Annotated in this window: 17 protein-coding genes; 7 read left to right on the forward strand and 10 right to left on the reverse strand. The window is 71.4% G+C overall.

All coding sequences use genetic code 11. The features are described 5' to 3' along the window. Positions 1–34: 34 nt before the first annotated feature. Positions 35–751, forward strand: a complete 717-nt coding sequence (locus tag ACZ4WQ_RS35235) for a response regulator transcription factor (RefSeq protein ID WP_385351382.1) — start codon at positions 35–37, stop codon at positions 749–751. 2 nt (positions 752–753) lie between these two features. Continuing rightward, a complete protein-coding gene (locus ACZ4WQ_RS35240; protein ID WP_468022711.1) occupies positions 754–2,193 on the forward strand; it encodes a HAMP domain-containing sensor histidine kinase in 1,440 nt (479 codons plus the stop codon). A gap of 27 nt (positions 2,194–2,220) precedes the next feature. Here ACZ4WQ_RS35240 and ACZ4WQ_RS35245 read toward each other — a convergent pair whose 3' ends face one another. The 5 genes from ACZ4WQ_RS35245 to ACZ4WQ_RS35265 are packed head-to-tail and all read right to left on the reverse strand — an operon-like array spanning position 2,221 to position 5,801. After that, the gene (locus ACZ4WQ_RS35245; protein ID WP_311726867.1) at positions 2,221–3,015 is read right to left on the reverse strand and encodes an SAM-dependent methyltransferase; all 795 of its coding nucleotides are present in this window, start codon (positions 3,013–3,015) and stop codon (positions 2,221–2,223) included. Beyond that, the gene (locus ACZ4WQ_RS35250) at positions 3,012–3,824 is read right to left on the reverse strand and encodes an SAM-dependent methyltransferase (protein ID WP_468022703.1); all 813 of its coding nucleotides are present in this window, start codon (positions 3,822–3,824) and stop codon (positions 3,012–3,014) included. Before ACZ4WQ_RS35250 ends, ACZ4WQ_RS35245 begins: the two co-directional genes overlap by 4 nt. Next, complete coding sequence (locus tag ACZ4WQ_RS35255; RefSeq protein WP_361185249.1) at positions 3,821–4,639, reverse strand: SAM-dependent methyltransferase; 819 nt, start codon at positions 4,637–4,639, stop codon at positions 3,821–3,823. The genes ACZ4WQ_RS35250 and ACZ4WQ_RS35255 overlap by 4 nt, the downstream gene beginning before the upstream one ends. Continuing rightward, positions 4,636–4,911, reverse strand: a complete 276-nt coding sequence (locus tag ACZ4WQ_RS35260) for a DUF397 domain-containing protein (protein ID WP_385351410.1) — start codon at positions 4,909–4,911, stop codon at positions 4,636–4,638. Before ACZ4WQ_RS35260 ends, ACZ4WQ_RS35255 begins: the two co-directional genes overlap by 4 nt. A 32-nt stretch (positions 4,912–4,943) precedes the next feature. Then, positions 4,944–5,801 (reverse strand): helix-turn-helix domain-containing protein, encoded by an 858-nt coding sequence (locus ACZ4WQ_RS35265; RefSeq protein ID WP_385351390.1) that lies wholly within the window; start codon positions 5,799–5,801, stop codon positions 4,944–4,946. A 213-nt stretch (positions 5,802–6,014) separates the two neighbouring features. Here ACZ4WQ_RS35265 and ACZ4WQ_RS35270 point away from each other — a divergent pair, with 213 nt between their 5' ends. Together ACZ4WQ_RS35270 and ACZ4WQ_RS35275 are read left to right on the forward strand one after the other, a co-directional pair. Beyond that, positions 6,015–6,473: an ATP-binding protein gene (locus ACZ4WQ_RS35270; protein ID WP_385351392.1), complete on the forward strand. Its 459-nt coding sequence runs from the start codon at positions 6,015–6,017 to the stop codon at positions 6,471–6,473. Between the two features lie 22 nt (positions 6,474–6,495). Then, positions 6,496–7,446 (forward strand): TAXI family TRAP transporter solute-binding subunit, encoded by a 951-nt coding sequence (locus ACZ4WQ_RS35275; RefSeq protein ID WP_385351395.1) that lies wholly within the window; start codon positions 6,496–6,498, stop codon positions 7,444–7,446. Here the strand turns inward: ACZ4WQ_RS35275 and yczE are convergent. Then, the gene (gene yczE / locus ACZ4WQ_RS35280; RefSeq protein ID WP_385351398.1) at positions 7,437–8,171 is read right to left on the reverse strand and encodes a membrane protein YczE; all 735 of its coding nucleotides are present in this window, start codon (positions 8,169–8,171) and stop codon (positions 7,437–7,439) included. The two genes, ACZ4WQ_RS35275 and yczE, sit on opposite strands and share 10 nt — an antisense overlap. 61 nt (positions 8,172–8,232) lie before the next feature. On the opposite strand from yczE, the gene yczR reads away from it, so the two are divergent. Continuing rightward, positions 8,233–9,624 carry a MocR-like transcription factor YczR gene (gene yczR / locus ACZ4WQ_RS35285; protein WP_468022704.1) on the forward strand — a complete coding sequence of 464 codons (1,392 nt, stop codon included), beginning with the start codon at positions 8,233–8,235 and terminating at the stop codon, positions 9,622–9,624. A gap of 4 nt (positions 9,625–9,628) precedes the next feature. On the opposite strand, the gene ACZ4WQ_RS35290 is transcribed toward yczR, so the two are convergent. From ACZ4WQ_RS35290 to ACZ4WQ_RS35300, 3 genes are read right to left on the reverse strand one after another with little or no spacing between them, the layout of a single operon-like run. Beyond that, complete coding sequence (locus ACZ4WQ_RS35290; RefSeq protein WP_398897632.1) at positions 9,629–10,966, reverse strand: sensor histidine kinase; 1,338 nt, start codon at positions 10,964–10,966, stop codon at positions 9,629–9,631. Then, a complete protein-coding gene (locus ACZ4WQ_RS35295; protein ID WP_311726856.1) occupies positions 10,957–11,628 on the reverse strand; it encodes a response regulator transcription factor in 672 nt (223 codons plus the stop codon). Before ACZ4WQ_RS35295 ends, ACZ4WQ_RS35290 begins: the two co-directional genes overlap by 10 nt. A gap of 30 nt (positions 11,629–11,658) precedes the next feature. Next, entirely contained in the window at positions 11,659–12,999 is a 1,341-nt protein-coding gene (locus ACZ4WQ_RS35300) for an MFS transporter (protein ID WP_311726855.1), read from the reverse strand. 221 nt (positions 13,000–13,220) lie between these two features. Here ACZ4WQ_RS35300 and ACZ4WQ_RS35305 point away from each other — a divergent pair, with 221 nt between their 5' ends. Then, a complete protein-coding gene (locus ACZ4WQ_RS35305) occupies positions 13,221–14,120 on the forward strand; it encodes a family 16 glycosylhydrolase (protein ID WP_468022705.1) in 900 nt (299 codons plus the stop codon). Positions 14,121–14,175: 55 nt separating this feature from the next. Here ACZ4WQ_RS35305 and ACZ4WQ_RS35310 read toward each other — a convergent pair whose 3' ends face one another. Continuing rightward, positions 14,176–14,535 (reverse strand): winged helix-turn-helix transcriptional regulator, encoded by a 360-nt coding sequence (locus ACZ4WQ_RS35310; protein WP_358845842.1) that lies wholly within the window; start codon positions 14,533–14,535, stop codon positions 14,176–14,178. A gap of 137 nt (positions 14,536–14,672) precedes the next feature. Here ACZ4WQ_RS35310 and ACZ4WQ_RS35315 point away from each other — a divergent pair, with 137 nt between their 5' ends. Then, positions 14,673–15,545, forward strand: a complete 873-nt coding sequence (locus tag ACZ4WQ_RS35315; RefSeq protein ID WP_398376350.1) for an NAD(P)-dependent oxidoreductase — start codon at positions 14,673–14,675, stop codon at positions 15,543–15,545. Positions 15,546–15,561 lie beyond the last annotated feature (16 nt).

Consider the following 15,561-nt stretch of genomic DNA (forward strand, 5'->3'; position numbering starts at 1 on the left):
GCCCGCACCCCGCCGGGCTTGGCAGACTCGGGGTGTGACGACGTACAACACCGTGCTGCTCGCCGAGGACGACCGGGCCATCCGGCAGGCGCTCGAGCGCGCCCTGGCGCTGGAGGGCTACCAGGTCACCGCCGTCCCCGACGGCATCGAGGCGCTGGCCGCCGTCCACCGCGAGCGCCCGGACGTGATCGTGCTGGATGTGATGATGCCGGGCCTGGACGGGCTCCAGGTGTGCCGGGTGCTGCGCGCGGAAGGCGACCGCACCCCGATCCTCATGCTGACCGCCCGGGTGGAGACCGCCGACCGGATCGAGGGGCTCGACGCGGGCGCCGACGACTATGTGGCCAAGCCCTTCGACGTGGACGAGGTCTTCGCCCGGCTGCGCGCCCTGCTGCGCCGCGCCGCCCCGGTCGCCCCGGCGGCGGCCGAGGAGGAGAGCGGGCCGGAGGACGGCACGGCGGAGGTGGCGGATCTGCGCCTGGACCCCTCGGCCCGGCGGGTCTGGCGGGGCGGGGAGGAGCTGGAGCTCACCCGCACCGAGTTCGACCTGCTGGAGCTGCTGGTGCGCAACAGCGGCATCGTGCTGGACCACGCCACGATCTACGACCGCATATGGGGCTATGACTTCGGCCCCGGATCGAAGAACCTCGCCGTCTACATCGGCTATCTGCGGCGCAAGGTGGACCACCCCGGGCTGGTCCCGCTCATCCACACCGTACGGGGCGTCGGCTACACCCTCCGGGAGGCGTGACCGTGCCGCTCCCGCGCCCGCGCCGCCCCAGATCCAGCCTGCGCATCACCTTCGCGATCTCCTTCGCCGCGGTGGCCGCCGCCGTCACCCTCCTGGTCGGCTTCCTCAGCTACGACGCGGCGGCCGGGCTGGTGCGGGTCGACCAGCAGAGCGTCTTCGGCGAGGTCATCCACGATCTGCGGAGCCAGGTCCGGCGGCAGCCGCTCGGCTACGAGGACTTCGTCCAGACCGACCCCGACCACGACGGCCCGCGCGACGACCTCCGCCGCCCCACCCGTACCGACGTCCAGATCATCCGCCCCACGGGCACCGTCGCCGACCGGGGGAGCCCCGCCCTGCCGGTGGGCGCCGCCGAGCGCCGGATGGCGGCGTCCCGCACGGCGGGCCTGGTGGAGCGGCGGGACGTCGAGATCGGCGATGAGCGGTTCCGGATGGCCACCGTCTCGCTCGGCGCCGGCCGGGGCGCGGTGCAGGTGGCGCAGCAGTTCAGCGACAGCGAGGACCTGCTGCGGGAGCTTCAGAAGCGCACGGCGCTGTTCGTGGGCGCGGCCATCGTGGCGGCCGGGGTGGCCGGATGGTGGCTGGCGGGGCGCATCACCCGGCGCCTGGTGCGGCTGACCGGGGTCGCCGAGAGCGTGACGGCCACCGGGCGGATGGATGTGGCGGTGCCGGTCGCCGGGGAGGACGAGGTGGGCCGGCTGGGGCGGGCCTTCGACGGCATGCTCGGCCAGCTCGCGCGCTCCAAGGACGACCAGCGGCGGCTGGTCCAGGACGCCGGGCACGAGCTGCGCACCCCGCTCACCTCGCTGCGGACCAACATCTCGCTGCTGCGCCGCTTCGAGGAGCTGCCGCCGTCGACCCGCGAGGAGCTGCTGGCCGATCTCACCGGGGAGACCCGGGAGCTGACCGACCTGGTCAACGAGCTGGTCAGCCTGGCGGCCGGGCAGCGCGACGACGAGCCGCGGGCGGCCACCTCGCTCGGCGAGGTGGCACACCGGGCCGCCGGTCTGGCCCGCCGCCGCACCGGCCGGGAGATCGTGGTGACCGCGGACGACAGTGTGGTGGACGGGCGCTCGGCGTCCCTCCAGCGCGCCATCACCAACCTGGTGGAGAACGCGGCCAAGTTCGACCAGGAGGGCACCGCGCCCATCGAGGTGGTGATCGACGGCGGCCGGGTGGCGGTGCTGGACCGGGGGCCCGGCGTGGCCGAGGAGGACCGCCACCGGGTCTTCGACCGCTTCTACCGCGCCCCCGGCGCCCGCAGCCTGCCCGGCTCCGGGCTCGGCCTGGCCATCGTCCGGGAGGTGGCCGCCGCCCATGGCGGCACGGTCTTCGCCGAGCGGCGGGCGGGCGGCGGCGCGGTCATGGGCTTCACGGTCGGCGAGCCGCCCCCGGCCGCCGCCGGGAGGCCCCCCACGACGAGGCGGGACGGCCCGGGATGAGCCGGGATTCGTCGAGCGGGGGGAGCCTCAGGGCTTGCGGGCCACGCCGGCCCAGAAGGAGACCTCCTCGTCGGTGACCGTGACCGGGCCGTCGGGCCACCACCGGTGCGGAGGCACGATCCCCGGCTCGATGAGTTCCAGACCGTGGAAGAACTTCTCGATCTCGCCCTTGGTGCGCAGCTGGGCCTCGATGCCGCCCTTGCGGTAGATCGCGACCGCCGCGTCCACGCTCGCCTTGTCGAAGTCCGGCGAGCTGTGGCTGATCTCGAGAAAGCTGCCCGAGGGCAGGGCGTCCATCAGCCGCTCCACGATCTCGTACGTTCCGTACTGGTCCGGGATGAAGTGCAGCGTCGCGTTGATCGACAGCGCCACGGGCTCGCTCAGATCGAGCGTCTCCAGCAGCTCCGGCGAGCCCAGGATGGTCTCGGGCTCGCGGACGTCGGCCTCGATGTAGGCGGTGCGCCCCTCGGGCGTGCCGTGCAGCAGGGCCTGGGCGTACGCCAGCACGATGGGGTCGTTGTCGGCGTAGACGACCCGGGCGTCCGGGGCGATGCTCTGGGCGACCTGGTGGAGGTTGGGCGCGGTCGGGATGGCGGTCCCGATGTCCAGGAACTGCCGGATCCCCGCCTCGCTCACCAGCCAGCGGGTCGCCCGGTGCATGAAGGCGCGGTTGCTCCGGGCACACGGGATGATGCCCGGATAGACCTCCATGACCTTGCGGGCGGCCTCCTCGTCGACCTGGTAGTGGTCCTTGCCACCGAGGTAGTAGTCGTACATCCGCGCCGAGTGCGGCTTCGTGGTGTCGATGTGCATCCGGTTCATGACTTGCGCGCCACTCCCACCCAGAACGAGACATCGGCGCTGTCGAGCGCGCGCTCACCGTCCGGCCGCCACAGATGCGGCTCGGCCACACCCGGCTCGATGAGCTCCAGGCCCTCGAAAAACACCTCGACCTCGTTTCTGCTGCGCACCTGGGCGGGGATGCCGCCCTGGCGGTAGACGTCGATGACCCTCTCCCAGGTCTCCGGGGCGAAGTCCGGGGTGCAGTGGGTCAGGATCAGATAGCTGCCCGAGGGCAGGGGGTCCACCAGCTGCCGGACGACGTCGTACGGCTTGTCGTCGTCCGGGATGAAGTGGAACAGGGCGTTCATGGACAGCGCCACCGGCTTGCTCAGGTCGAGCGTCTCGTGCAGCTCGGCGGCGCCCAGGATGCGCTCGGGTTCGCGCACGTCCGCCTGGATGTAGGTGGTACGGCCCTCGGGGGTGCCGTTCAGCAGGGCCTGCGCGTAGGCGAGGACGATGGGGTCGTTGTCGGCGTAGACGACCCGGGCGTCCGGGGCCACGGACTGAGCGACCTGGTGGAGGTTGGGCGCGGTGGGGATGCCGGTGCCGATGTCCAGGAACTGCCGGATCCCGGCCTCGCCCGCCAGCCAGCGGGTCGCCCGGTGCATGAACGAACGGTTCTCCCGCGCGCATGTCTTGACGCCCGGGAAGACCGCCATGACATGGGCCGCGGCCTCCTCGTCGACCTGGTAGTGGTCCTTGCCGCCGAGGTAGTAGTCGTACATCCGCGCCGAGTGCGGCTTCGTAGTGTCGATGTTGAGGGGGTTCATGGGGTTCGTCGGGTTCATGGCTTGCGGGCCACTCCCGCCCACATGGATATGTCGGCGCTGCGGATGTCCTCCGGGCGGTCGCCGGCCTCGGGCTTCCAGAAGTGCGGCTCCGAGACGCCGGGGTCGACGAGCTCCATGCCCTCGAAGAAGCGCGCGACCTCGGTCTTGGAGCGCGTGATGAAGGGAATCCCGCTCTCCTTGTAGACCTCGATGACCTTCCGCCAGGTGTCCGCCGAGAAGTCGTGCGTGGAGTGCGACATCATCAGGTAGCTGCCCGAGGGGAGCGCGTCCACCAGCTCGCGCACGATCTCGTACGGCTTCGCCTCCTCCGGGATGAAGTGGAAGAGCGCGTTCACGGACATGGCCACCGGCTTGTCCAGGTCCAGCGTCTCCAGCAGCTCCGGAGCCGTGATGATCTTCTGGGGCTCGCGGACGTCGGCCTCGACATAGGCGGTACGCCCTTCCGGCGTGCCGTTCAGCAGGGCCTGGGCGTACACCAGCACGATCGGGTCGTTGTCGGTGTACACGACCCGGGCGTCCGGGGCCACGGACTGGGCGACCTGGTGGAGGTTGGGCGCGGTGGGGATGCCGGTGCCGATGTCGAGGAACTGCCGGATCCCCGCCTCGCCCGCCAGCCAGCGGGTCGCCCGGTGGATGAACCCCCGGTTGACCCGGGCGTTGAGCTTGACCGTCGGATGGACGGCCAGCACCTTGGCGGCCGCCTCCGCGTCCACCTCGTAGTGGTCCTTGCCATTGAGGTAGTAGTCGTACATCCGGGCCGAATGCGGCTTGGTCGTGTCGATCCGGCCCCGGCCGAGGTCTTGCTCGCTCATGCGGCGGCCCTCCGTTCTGCTGCGGTACCCGCCGAGGTGGTCAGGTTCGGTTCTGTACGGGTGAGAAGGAAGTCCGCGGCGCCCGCCTTGGCGCCCTGGATGAACTTCTCGATCTCAAGAGGCGTGTAGATCAGCGCGGGGCCGTCGGGGTCGGTCGACTGGCGCAGGGCCACGCGGCCGTCGCTCAGCTTCATGACCTCGACGCAGGCGCCGCCGTTGGGGCCGCTCCAGGGCTTGCGCCAGCCTTCCGCACCGAGATGCTTGGCCGGCATGCCGTTGTAAATGTGATCCACCTGATCCACGGTCAGAGCTCCTTGCGAATCTCACGGAGAAAGGCCTCCGTGCGTCGCGCCGGTGTGGCCTGGGTGCCCATTCGGTCGAGGGCCTCCAAGTAGGCGGCCACGTCCGCGCGTTCGTCGAGATAAGCTGCGCCGGTCAGTCCCTCGGTGTAGACGATGTCCGGCAGTTCCGGGATATGGAACCGGAAGAGCTGGAACGGTCCGCCCATGGCCGGGTGGGGGCCGGCGGCGAACGGCACCACCTGCAAGGTGACGTTCGGCATCTGGATGGCCTCGATGAGGCGGTCGACCTGCGCGCGCATGACGTCCGGGCCGCCGATGGGCAGGCGGAACACCGGCTCGTCCATGACGACCCACAGATGGGGTCCGTCGGGTCGGTTCAGCAGTTCCTGACGCTCCATCCGCAGGGCGACCCGTCGGTCGAGCTCCTTGGGGTCGGCCTGCGGGAATCCGATGCTCAGCAGCGCTCGTGCGTAGTCTTCGGTCTGTAGCAGCCCGGGGATGAAGTGGGGTTCGTACGCGCGGATGCGGCTCGCCGCCCCCTCCAGGCTCACATAGAGGCTGAACCAGTCCGGCAGGACATCGCGGAAGCGATGCCACCAGCCGGGTCTGTTGGCGTCCTCGGCCAGGGAGAGGAAGGCCTCGATCTCCTCCTGCTCGGCCCCGTAGGTCTGAAGCAGCTTCTCGACGTACGGAAGCTTCAGGCCGACCTCGGCCTTCTCCATCCTGCGCACCGTCGTCTGGTTGACGTGCAGCGCCTTCGCGGCCTGGTCATAGCTGACGCCGGCCTTCTCGCGAAGGTCGCGCAGGCGCATGCCGAGAACCATCTGCCCGACAGTCGGGGCAGACCGCGCTTCACCCACGCCTTACCTCCTCGGACGGTCTCGTGGGCTCAGTGTGCCATGCTCGGGATGAACCCGAACAGAGTGCTTTGGCTATTCTGCATTTTGCAGAACGCCGCTTGCCAACTGGCGCCTACAGCACGATAGTGATGGGGTGCCGGGTCTCAATGTGGCTGGCGCGTAGCCGACTTGCGGCATTCGAACCCCCCACCGGTAGACGGAAGGCGAACGGCCGTGGCACTGCCTCAACGCACGACGATGGCCCGCCCCACCATGCTCCTCGGCGGCCATGACGCCGGGTTCCGCCAGGAGAGGTTCCAACTGCCCGCGCAGGGCGCCTCCGTGGCCGCGGCCCGCCGCCGGGTCCGCACCCGGGTGCCGGGATGGGGTTTCTGCGAGGACGTCTGCGACGCCGCCGAGCTGGTGATGTCCGAGCTGTTCACCAACGCCCTCGTGCACACCGGCAGCGAGCAGATCCTGTGCGTGCTGCGGGCGGAGGCCCGGCGCACGCTGTACGTCGAGGTGGCCGACCAGGGCGGCGGATCCGCCGGCCCCGCCCCGCGCCAGGCGGGCGCGGAGGACGAGGGCGGCCGGGGCCTCGCCCTGGTGCGGGCCATGGCCGCGGCGTGGGGGGACCGGCCCGGACTGAACGGCGGCCGGGTGGTGTGGGCCCAGCTGAGCGGGATCATCTGACCGCACGGCCTAGCATGGCGGGGTGTCCGCCGTACCACGCCGCCGTCTCCTGACACTCACGGCCGGTGCCCTCGCGACAGGACCCCTCCAGGGATGCTCCGGCGACGGCCCGCCCGACCGGATCCGGCTGGCCACGGGCCCGCGCGGCGGACCGTACGCGACCTTCGGCAGCCGGCTGGCCGACGAGGTGCACCGGGCCCATGACCGGCTCACGGTGCGCGTGCTCACCACCGCGGCGAGCGTGGAGAATCTGCGGCTGCTGGCCGACGGAAGCGCCGATCTCGGCATGGCCCTCGCCGACAGCGCGGCCGACGCCACCGCGGGCCGCGGCAGCTTCTCCCGCCCGGCGCCGGTCGCGGCGCTCGCCCGGCTCTACCTCAACTATCTCCATCTCGTGGTGCCCGCCGACTCGCCGATCAGGGAGCCCGGACACCTGGCCGGGCGCACGGTGTCCCTCAGCGCCGCCGAGTCCGGCACCTCGGTGACCGCCGGGCGGGTGCTCGCCGTGGCGGGCGTACGCCGCGTCCGCTCCGTACAGCTGGGCCTCGACGAGTCCATCACCGCGCTGAAGGCGCGGGAGGTGGCCGCGTTCTTCTGGTCGGGCGGCGCGCCGACCCGGGCGATCGCGCAACTCGCCCGGCGGTATCGCGTGCGCCTCGTCCCCCTCGGCGGCCTCGCGCCCGCGCTGCGCCGCGAGCACGGCCCCGTCTACGAGAGCGTGTCCATCCCCGCCGGGGTCTACGGCCTGCGCGCCCCGACCCCGACCGTCGGCACCCCCAGCTACCTGGTCTGCCGCACCGCCCTCGCGGCCGACACGGCCCGCGCCGTCACCGGCGTCCTGTTCGAGGCCCGCGCCCGCCTTCCCGTCCCGGACGCCCCCGGCAGCCGGCTCGACGAGCGGTACGCGATCGGCACGGGCACGGTGCCCCTGCACCGGGGCGCGGCGGCGTACTACCGCGCGGTCTACGGCTGAGCGGCCTTGTCCCGCGCGGGGCGCGTCTCTTCACGGCCCGGCGCGGCGGGGAGGCGAACGGTCAGGAGCGGCAGGAAGCAGCCGACGAGAGGCCCCATGCACAGCGCGACGAGTACGGTCCCGGCCCCGAGGGTTCCGCCGAGCATCCAGCCGATGCCGACGACGGCGATGTCGAGGCCGGTGCGTACCACCGCGATGGGCAGGCGGGTGAGCCGGACAAGCCCGGTCATGACGCCGTCGCGTGGACCAGGTCCGAACTGTGCGCCGAGGTAGAGCGCGTCGAAGAAGGCCAGCGCGAGGAGGCCGACGACGAGGTAACCGATCTCGGCGAGTGCCCCCTGAGGGGTGGGGAGCACGGCCGCGGTGGCGTCCGCGGCAAAGCCGACGATCGCGACATTGAGGAGTGTGCCAAGACCTGGTGGTTCGCGCAGAGGTATCCAGGCGAGAAGCACCAGGAGCGCGGTCAGGTTGGTGGCCCAGCCGAACGAGATGCCGAGCGTCCTGGCCGTGCCGTCCGTGAGCACGCTCCAGCTGGCCGTGCCGAGACCGGACCGGACGAGCACCATGACGGCGGCGCCGTACCCCACCAGGCCGACCAGGAGCTGGGGGATGCGACGAGCCGTCCGGCCCGCCCGGACCTGGGCGAAGGCGTTCATGCGCACCATCACAGGGCGGTCGTGACGGGCCGGGACGGGCGGGTGCGCGGTGGAAGCAGGAGGAGCCATGGCGTAAGCCTCCGCGCCATCTGGACTCCGATTCCATAGCCAGATTGGATACGCTGGCCCGGTGAAAATCAGTTCGCACGCGGTGGCGCGCATGGTGGGGACCTGGCAGGAGGGGCCGGGGCCGGCGCACCAGCGCCTCTCCGACAGGCTGCGGCTGCTGATCCTGGACGGACGTCTCTCCCTCGGCGCGGCGCTGCCGAGCGAACGTGACCTGGCCACCGCGCTCGGCATCAGCAGAACCACCGCCGGTGCCGCGTACCGCACTCTCGTCGAGCACGGGTACCTGGCCACGAGGGCGCGTGCCAGGGCGACCGTGCGGCTCCCCCATGACACGCCGTCCGAGCGTCCGGCCGGTACGGACCCATCGATCATCGACCTGTCGTTCGCCGCGCCACCGGCACCCGTCGAGATCCTCCACGCCGCCTTCGCGGCCGCGCTCGAACAGCTGCCGCGCCACTTCGAGCGGCACGGATACGACCGATGCGGTACGGCGGAGCTGCGCGAAGCGGTCGCCGACTGGTACCGGCGCAGAGGGCTGTCCACCGCGCCCGATCACATCATGATCACCAACGGGGCGCAGCACGCGCTCGGCCTGCTGGCGCGAACGCTCCTGTCACCACGCGACACGGTCTTGATCGATCACCCCACCTACCCGCATGCGATCAGGGCCTTCACCGGGGCACGCGCCCGGCTGCTGCCCGTCGCCGTCGGGACGTCCGGCTGGGACATCGCGCAACTCCACGAGGCCGGGCGCACCGCCCAACTGGCCTATCTCATACCGGACTTCCACAACCCGACCGGGATGTGCATGTCCGCGAGCGAGCGCCGCCGGCTCAGGCCCGCGTGTCCCACGGTCATCGACGAGACCATGACCGAGCTTGCTCTGGACGGCGCGACACCGGAACCCTTTGCCGTACACGTGCCGACCGCCATCAGCGTCGGCTCGGTTTCCAAGAGCGTCTGGGGCGGCCTGCGCATCGGCTGGATCCGTGCCGCGCCCGCGCTCCTGGACCGCCTCGAACAGGCCCGGCCCGCCACCGACCTCGGCACCCCCGTCGTCGAACAGCTGGCGACGGCCGTCCTCCTGAACGAGCGCCGGACCGCGGGGCCCGACACCCTCCGGCACCTGCGATCGCAGCGTGACGCGCTGAGTCAGGCACTCACCGAGCACCTGCCCGACGTTCACGCACCGCGGCCGGCCGGAGGCGTGTCGCTCTGGGCGTCGTTCCCCGAGCCCGTCAGCTCACGGCTGGCGGCGATCGCGCTGGACTACGGAGTGACCATCGCGGCCGGACCACGATTCGGGGTCGGCGGGGCATTCGAGCGTTATGTCCGACTGCCGTACACGCTCCCGTCGAGTCAGCTCACCGAGGCGATCCGCAGGCTCGCCCGGGCACGACGGGCGCTCGCCCGAGGCGCCACCGGAACCCACACGCCCGCCCCCGTCGCGTGATCGCCTACGCCTCGGGAAGGCGCAGTTCGACCACCAGGCCGTGGGGCGCGGCGGGCCGCAGGGACAGCTCGCAGCCGGCGGCGCGGGCCAGCTCCGAGGCGATGGCCAGGCCGAGGCCGCTGCCGGGGACGTTGCCATGGCCGGGGGAGCGCCAGAAGCGGCCCAGGGCCGCCTCGAACTGCTCGGCCTCGAGCCCCGGGCCGTCGTCGGCGATCCGCAGCACGCCCGCCTCCAGCCGGACCGTGACCGCCCCGCCGGGCGGTACGAACTTGGCCGCGTTGTCCAGGGCGATGTCGGCGATCCGGGCGGCCGCGGCGGGCAGCGGCGCGGTGGACGGGCCGATGTCCTCGAACTCCACCGCCAGGGTCAGCTTCCGGGCCGCGTACACGTCGTGCCAGATGGCCAGCCGCGCCCGCAGCGCCGTGCGGGCGATCGGCTCGGGGGCCGCCGTGCCGGCCTCGACCCGGGCGAGCTCCAGCAGGTCCTCCATGAGCCGGCCCAGCCGGTCGACTTCGGCCAGCGCCTCGGCGAACTCCTCGGTGCCGTCCGGAGTCAGGTGCGGCTCCAGGTTCTCCAGCCGCAGCGACAGCACGGTCAGCGGGGTGCGCAGCTCGTGGGAGGCGTCCGCGACGAAGGCCCGCTGCCGCTCCAGGGCGGCCGAGACGGCGTCGGCCATCGCGTTGAAGCGGCGCTCCAGCAGCCGCAGCTCGGCCGGGCCGCGCCCGCCGGCGCGCACCCTCGCGTCCATCCTGCCCTCGGCGATGGCGCGGGTGGTCAGGTCCAGTTCGGTCACCGGGCGCAGGATCCACCGCGCCAGCCTGCGGGCGGCGATCAGGGCGCAGAGCACGGCGACCACCGAGCCGGCCGCCACGGCTGCCCAGACGAGCGCCACATCGCGCCTGGCCGCCGCCGTGGGCACCTTCATCACCACCACGCCGAACACCTGCGTGTCCCGCCCCACAGGCTCCGCGACCACGGCCGACGCGGGGCCGAAGGGGGTGACCAGGGGCAGGCTCGCGGTGGTGCGGCCGGACAGCGCGCGTTCGGCGGGGTCCGCGGACCAGGCCCCGCCGCCCGCGACCCGCTTGCCGTCCCGGTCGCGGATCTCCACCTCGGTGCCGTACAGCTCGTGGTAGCGGGACACCTCCTGGACGAGCCCGGAGGTGTCGCCCTCGCGCATCGCCTGGTCGGCCAGTTCGGCGAAGCGGGTGGCGTCCGCGCGCCGCTCCAGCAGCAACTGGCCGGTGCGGTGCGAGGAGTACGCCAGCGAGAAGGGCACGGCGAGCGCGGCCACCAGGCAGGCGATGAGCACCGTGTAGACGGCCAGGATCCTCAGCTGCATCCGCCGGTTCCCAGGCGGTACCCGGTGCGGCGCAGCGTCTCCACCAGCCATGGGCAGCCGGTCTTGGAGCGGATCCCGGCGATGTGCACATCCAGCGAGCGGGACGCCGACAGCAGCAGGTCGCCCCAGACAGCGTCCAGGATCTCCTCCCGGCTGCGGACGACCCCGGGCTCGCGGGCGAGCAGGGCCAGTACGTCGAACTCCCGGCGGGTGAGGGCGACCGGCCTGCCGTCCACCTCCAGCTGCCGGGCGGCCAGGTCGATGCGGACCCCGCCCACGGCCACCACCGGGCCGGGTGCGCTGAGGGGGCGGGTGCCCCGCCGTACGACGGCCTCCATCCGGGCGACCAGCTCGGCCGTACGGAACGGCTTGACGAGGTAGTCGTCGGCGCCGCCGCGCAGCCCGCGCAGCACATCCCGCTCCTCGGACCGGGCGGTGAGCACGATGACCGGGACGGCGGAGGCGCGGCGCAGCCGGCGCAGCGCCTCCAGGCCGTCCATGTCGGGCAGCCCCAGGTCGAGCAGGACGAAGTCGGCGCCGTCCTTGAGCCGCAGGGCGTCGTCCGCGCGCGCGGCACGGACGACCTGATGCCCCAGCCGGTCGAGGGCGGCGGTCAGCGCGGCCGCCAGCCGGTCGTCGTCTTCGACCAGGAGTATCTGCATGGGCGTAAGGGTAAACAGCCTCTGCCCTGGTCAGACAGGGGTGCGTGCCGCTTGCTCCGACGCGGCCGGCTCATCGGCGCGGGCCTTGGTGAGGGAGGCGTTCCGGGTCTCCCGCATGGTCAGATAGACGACCAGCGACACGGCCGCGCACCCCGAGACGTACCAGTAGAACCCGGACTCCGCGCCCGCGTTCTTGAACCACAGCGCCACATATTCCGCGGTGCCGCCGAACAGGGCGTTCGCCAGCGCGTAGGGCAGGGCGACGCCGAGCGCCCGGACGTGCGTGGGGAACAGCTCGGCCTTCACCACCGCGTTGATGGAGGTGTAGCCGGTGACGACGACCAGCGCGGCGAGCGAGAGGAGCAGCGCCCCGCCGAAGGTGTCGGTGTGCGACAGCGCGGTCATGATGGGCACGGTGGCCAGCATCGAGCCGAACCCGAAGGTGATCAGCAGCGGACGGCGGCCGATCCGGTCGGACAGCGCCCCGGCCAGCGGCTGGAGCAGCATGAAGATGAACAGGGCACAGAAGCTGACCAGCGAGGCGTCGGACTTGCTCAGCCCCGCCGTGTTGGACAGGTACTTGGTGAGATAGGTCGTGTAGGTGTAGTAGGCCACCGTGCCGCCCATGGTCAGGGCGATGACGAGCGCGGCCTCCTTGCGGTGGCGCAGCAGCTCGGCGATGGTCCCGCGCTCGCTCGGCCGGTGGGAGCCGGCCTCCTCGTACACCTCGGTCTCCAGCAGATTCCGCCGCAGCCAGAAGACCACGGCCGCGGCCACGGCCCCGACGATGAACGGGATGCGCCAGCCGTAGGAGTGCAGCGAGTCATCGGACATGGTGCGCTGGAGCACGATCAGCAGTCCCAGGCCGATCAGCTGGCCGGCGGTCATGGACACGTACTGGAAGCTGGAGACGAAGCCGCGGCGGCCGGGCTGGGAGGCCTCGGTGAGATACGTGGCGCTGGCCGCGTACTCGCCGCCCACCGACAGGCCCTGGAGCAGCCGGGCCACCAGCAGCACCCCGGCGCCGAAGTAGCCGACCTGGTCGTAGGTGGGTGCGATGGCGATGAGCAGCGCGCTGGCCGACATCAGGGTCACGGTGAGGGTGAGCGCGGCCTTGCGGCCGCGCCGGTCGGCGTAGCGGCCCAGCAGCCAGCCGCCGACAGGGCGCATGAAGAAGCCGACGGCGAAGATGCCGGCCGTGTTGAGCAGCTGCGCCGTGTCGTTGCCCTTGGGGAAGAAGGCCGAGGCGAAGTAGGTGGCGAAGCTGGCGTAGACGAACCAGTCGAACCACTCGACCAGGTTTCCGATCGAGCCGCCGAGCACGGCGCGCCACGGCGTGCGAGCCGGTGGTGCGGGGGATTTGACGGACACAGGGGCCTCCTCGTGCATGCGGGTGGATGGCGGCCCGCCCGAGGGACGCCGCCGCGGGTCGCAGCTTCGACGCGGAACGGTGCCGGCGTACAGCCCCCGGGGGCAGAGCTAACCTCCGCTTAACAAGAGCCCTTGACGAGGTGTGGGGCCCTTGGGACTGTGGTGATTCCGATTGACTTCTGTTTGCTTGTGTTCGAAGTTTCGGACTTCGGGAGGCAGCCATGAGCGGCATGTCGGCACAGAGCGAGTCAGCACAGAGCGAGTCAGCACAGAGCGAGTCAGCACAGAACGGCTCGGCGCGGAGCGCGTCGTACGGGCGTAGACGATTCCTCACCACGGCCGCGGCCCTCGGCGGGGCGGTGGCCCTGACCGGGTGGCCCCGCCCGGCCGCCGCGGCCCCGGCCGCGACCTGGGAGGACGTCATCAACGGCTCCTTCGCGAGCTACAGCGCCTTCGAGGCGGAGTGGAACTATCTCTACCCCTGGGGCTCCGACCACAACGGCAGCGCCCGGATGTACGGCAGCTCGAGCGACCACAACCACATCTATCTCGGCTCCGGCGTGCTGACCCTGCAAGCGAGCCGGATCACCTGGGACGAGGGCACCAGCTCCTCCACCCCGCATCTGCCGATCCGCTACCACTCGGGCGCGGTGCACGCCAAGAACCAGATCGTGGTGACCGACCAGTTCCCCGACTACGAGGTGAAGGGCGAATTCCAGGCCCCGAACGGCGCGGGGACCTGGCCCGCCTTCTGGCTCACCGGCGTCAACAGCTGGCCGCCGGAGAGCGACATCCTGGAATTCAAGGGGAACTCCAACAACTGGTTCAATACCTTCCGCACCTCCTCGGATGTGTCGAGCACGATTGTCGGGGTGTCGTCACCGGGGAATTGGCACACCTATCGCGCCTGGATCACCAAGGTGAACAACACCGACGTCGACATTCACTACTATCTCGACGGGACCTGGAAAGCGGTCCACCGCGGCGCGGGTTTCGTCGGAAAACCCCTGTGGCTCATCATCAACCTCCAGATGGAGGGCTCCTCGGGCTCCTCGGGCCCCGGCGGGGACACGTATTACCGGGCCCGGAACGTGTATGTGGGCCGCAACCGCACGTCCTGAAAGGCCCGGGCACAAGGCGGCGGCTTCCGGGGAGGGGATCCCGGAAGCCGCCGTCTCACCTGCCCGTGAGTTGCTGACGGTCGTGCTCGGAGAGCTCGCCCAGAGCCGCCAGCCGCTGCCTTCCCCAGGCGCCCAGGGGCTTCAGCGCCGTATTGAGATCCTCGCCCAGCTCGGTGAGTGAGTACTCCACCTTCGGCGGTACCTGGTCGTAGATCTCCCGGTGGACGATCCCGTCCGCCTCCAACTCCCTCAGCTGCTGGGTCAGCACCTTTTCGCTCACCCCCGGGACCAGCCGCTTCAATTCACCGAACCGGCACCGCTGGGAATTGAGCGCCCAAATGATCAGAACTTTCCACTTGCCGCCAATGACGTCCACGGCCGCGTCCAGGCCGCAGACATATGGCCGCTTCTTCATGAACCCATCCCCACTGACCTCAAGGTAACCACGCACTTTTTTGTCGGTACTTGCCCACACTACAGCGGGCGGCAAGGCTGGGACAGGCGCGCCGAGACCGATACCAGCAGCGGTAATGAGCAACTGGAGCACCTGACATGAGTGACACCCCCGTGACCGTCCTCGGCCTGGGCGCCATGGGCACGGCACTGGCCCGCGCCCTCCTGAAGGCGGGATTCCGGACCACCGTGTGGAACCGTACGGCCGCGAAGGCCGAGGCCCTCGCCGGCGAAGGCGCCCGGCACGCGGCGACGGTCGCCGAGGCCGTCGAGGCGAGCCGGCTGGTGGTGGTGTGCCTGCTCGACCACGACTCGGTGCACGACACCCTGGCCCCGGTCGCCGGGGCGCTGTCCGGCAAGGCTGTCACCAACCTCACCAGCGGTAAGCCCCGGCAGGCCCGCGAGCTGGCCGCGTGGGCGGCGGACCAGGGAGTGGACTATCTCGACGGCGGCATCATGGCCGTGCCCCCGATGATCGCGACCCCCGCCGCGTTCATCCTCTACAGCGGACCCCGGGACGTGTTCGAGACCCACCGGGCGGCGCTGGACGCCATGGCCCGGAGCGAATACCTCGGCGAGGACGTCGGGCTTGCGTCGCTGTACGACATCGCCCTGCTCAGCGCGATGTACGGCATGTTCGCCGGGATCCTGCACGCCCACGCGCTGATCCGCAGCGAGGACATCAAGGCGGCCGACTTCGCTCCCATGCTCGGCAGCTGGCTGAACGGCATGTCGGGCGCCGCGACCGGCGTCGCCGCGCGGATCGACCAGGGCGACTACGCCCAGGGCGTGGTCTCCAACCTCGCCATGCAGGAGGCCGGCTTCCACCATCTCCTGGAGACGGCCGAGGAGCAGGGCGTCAGCCCCGAACTCCTCGCCCCGCTGGCGCCGCTGATGACCCGCCGGGTCGCCGACGGCCACGGCCACGAGGACCTCTCGGGCCTGGTGGAACTGCTCCGCACCCGGGCGTGACGCGCCCCGGCACCGC

This window comes from Streptomyces sp. NPDC028305 (assembly GCF_055569495.1).

Bases quoted from the DNA above. Each gene is read 5' to 3' on its own strand.
- ACZ4WQ_RS35250 (WP_468022703.1), bottom strand. From the start codon at position 3,824: ATGAACCCGACGAACCCCATGAACCCCCTCAACATCGACACTACGAAG.
- yczE (WP_385351398.1), bottom strand. From the start codon at position 8,171: ATGGCTCCTCCTGCTTCCACCGCGCACCCGCCCGTCCCGGCCCGTCAC.
- ACZ4WQ_RS35295 (WP_311726856.1), bottom strand. From the start codon at position 11,628: ATGCAGATACTCCTGGTCGAAGACGACGACCGGCTGGCGGCCGCGCTG.
- ACZ4WQ_RS35290 (WP_398897632.1), bottom strand. From the start codon at position 10,966: ATGCAGCTGAGGATCCTGGCCGTCTACACGGTGCTCATCGCCTGCCTG.
- ACZ4WQ_RS35255 (WP_361185249.1), bottom strand. From the start codon at position 4,639: ATGAGCGAGCAAGACCTCGGCCGGGGCCGGATCGACACGACCAAGCCG.
- ACZ4WQ_RS35260 (WP_385351410.1), bottom strand. From the start codon at position 4,911: ATGCCGGCCAAGCATCTCGGTGCGGAAGGCTGGCGCAAGCCCTGGAGC.
- ACZ4WQ_RS35305 (WP_468022705.1), top strand. From the start codon at position 13,221: ATGAGCGGCATGTCGGCACAGAGCGAGTCAGCACAGAGCGAGTCAGCA.
- ACZ4WQ_RS35315 (WP_398376350.1), top strand. From the start codon at position 14,673: ATGAGTGACACCCCCGTGACCGTCCTCGGCCTGGGCGCCATGGGCACG.
- ACZ4WQ_RS35310 (WP_358845842.1), bottom strand. From the start codon at position 14,535: ATGAAGAAGCGGCCATATGTCTGCGGCCTGGACGCGGCCGTGGACGTC.
- ACZ4WQ_RS35245 (WP_311726867.1), bottom strand. From the start codon at position 3,015: ATGAACCGGATGCACATCGACACCACGAAGCCGCACTCGGCGCGGATG.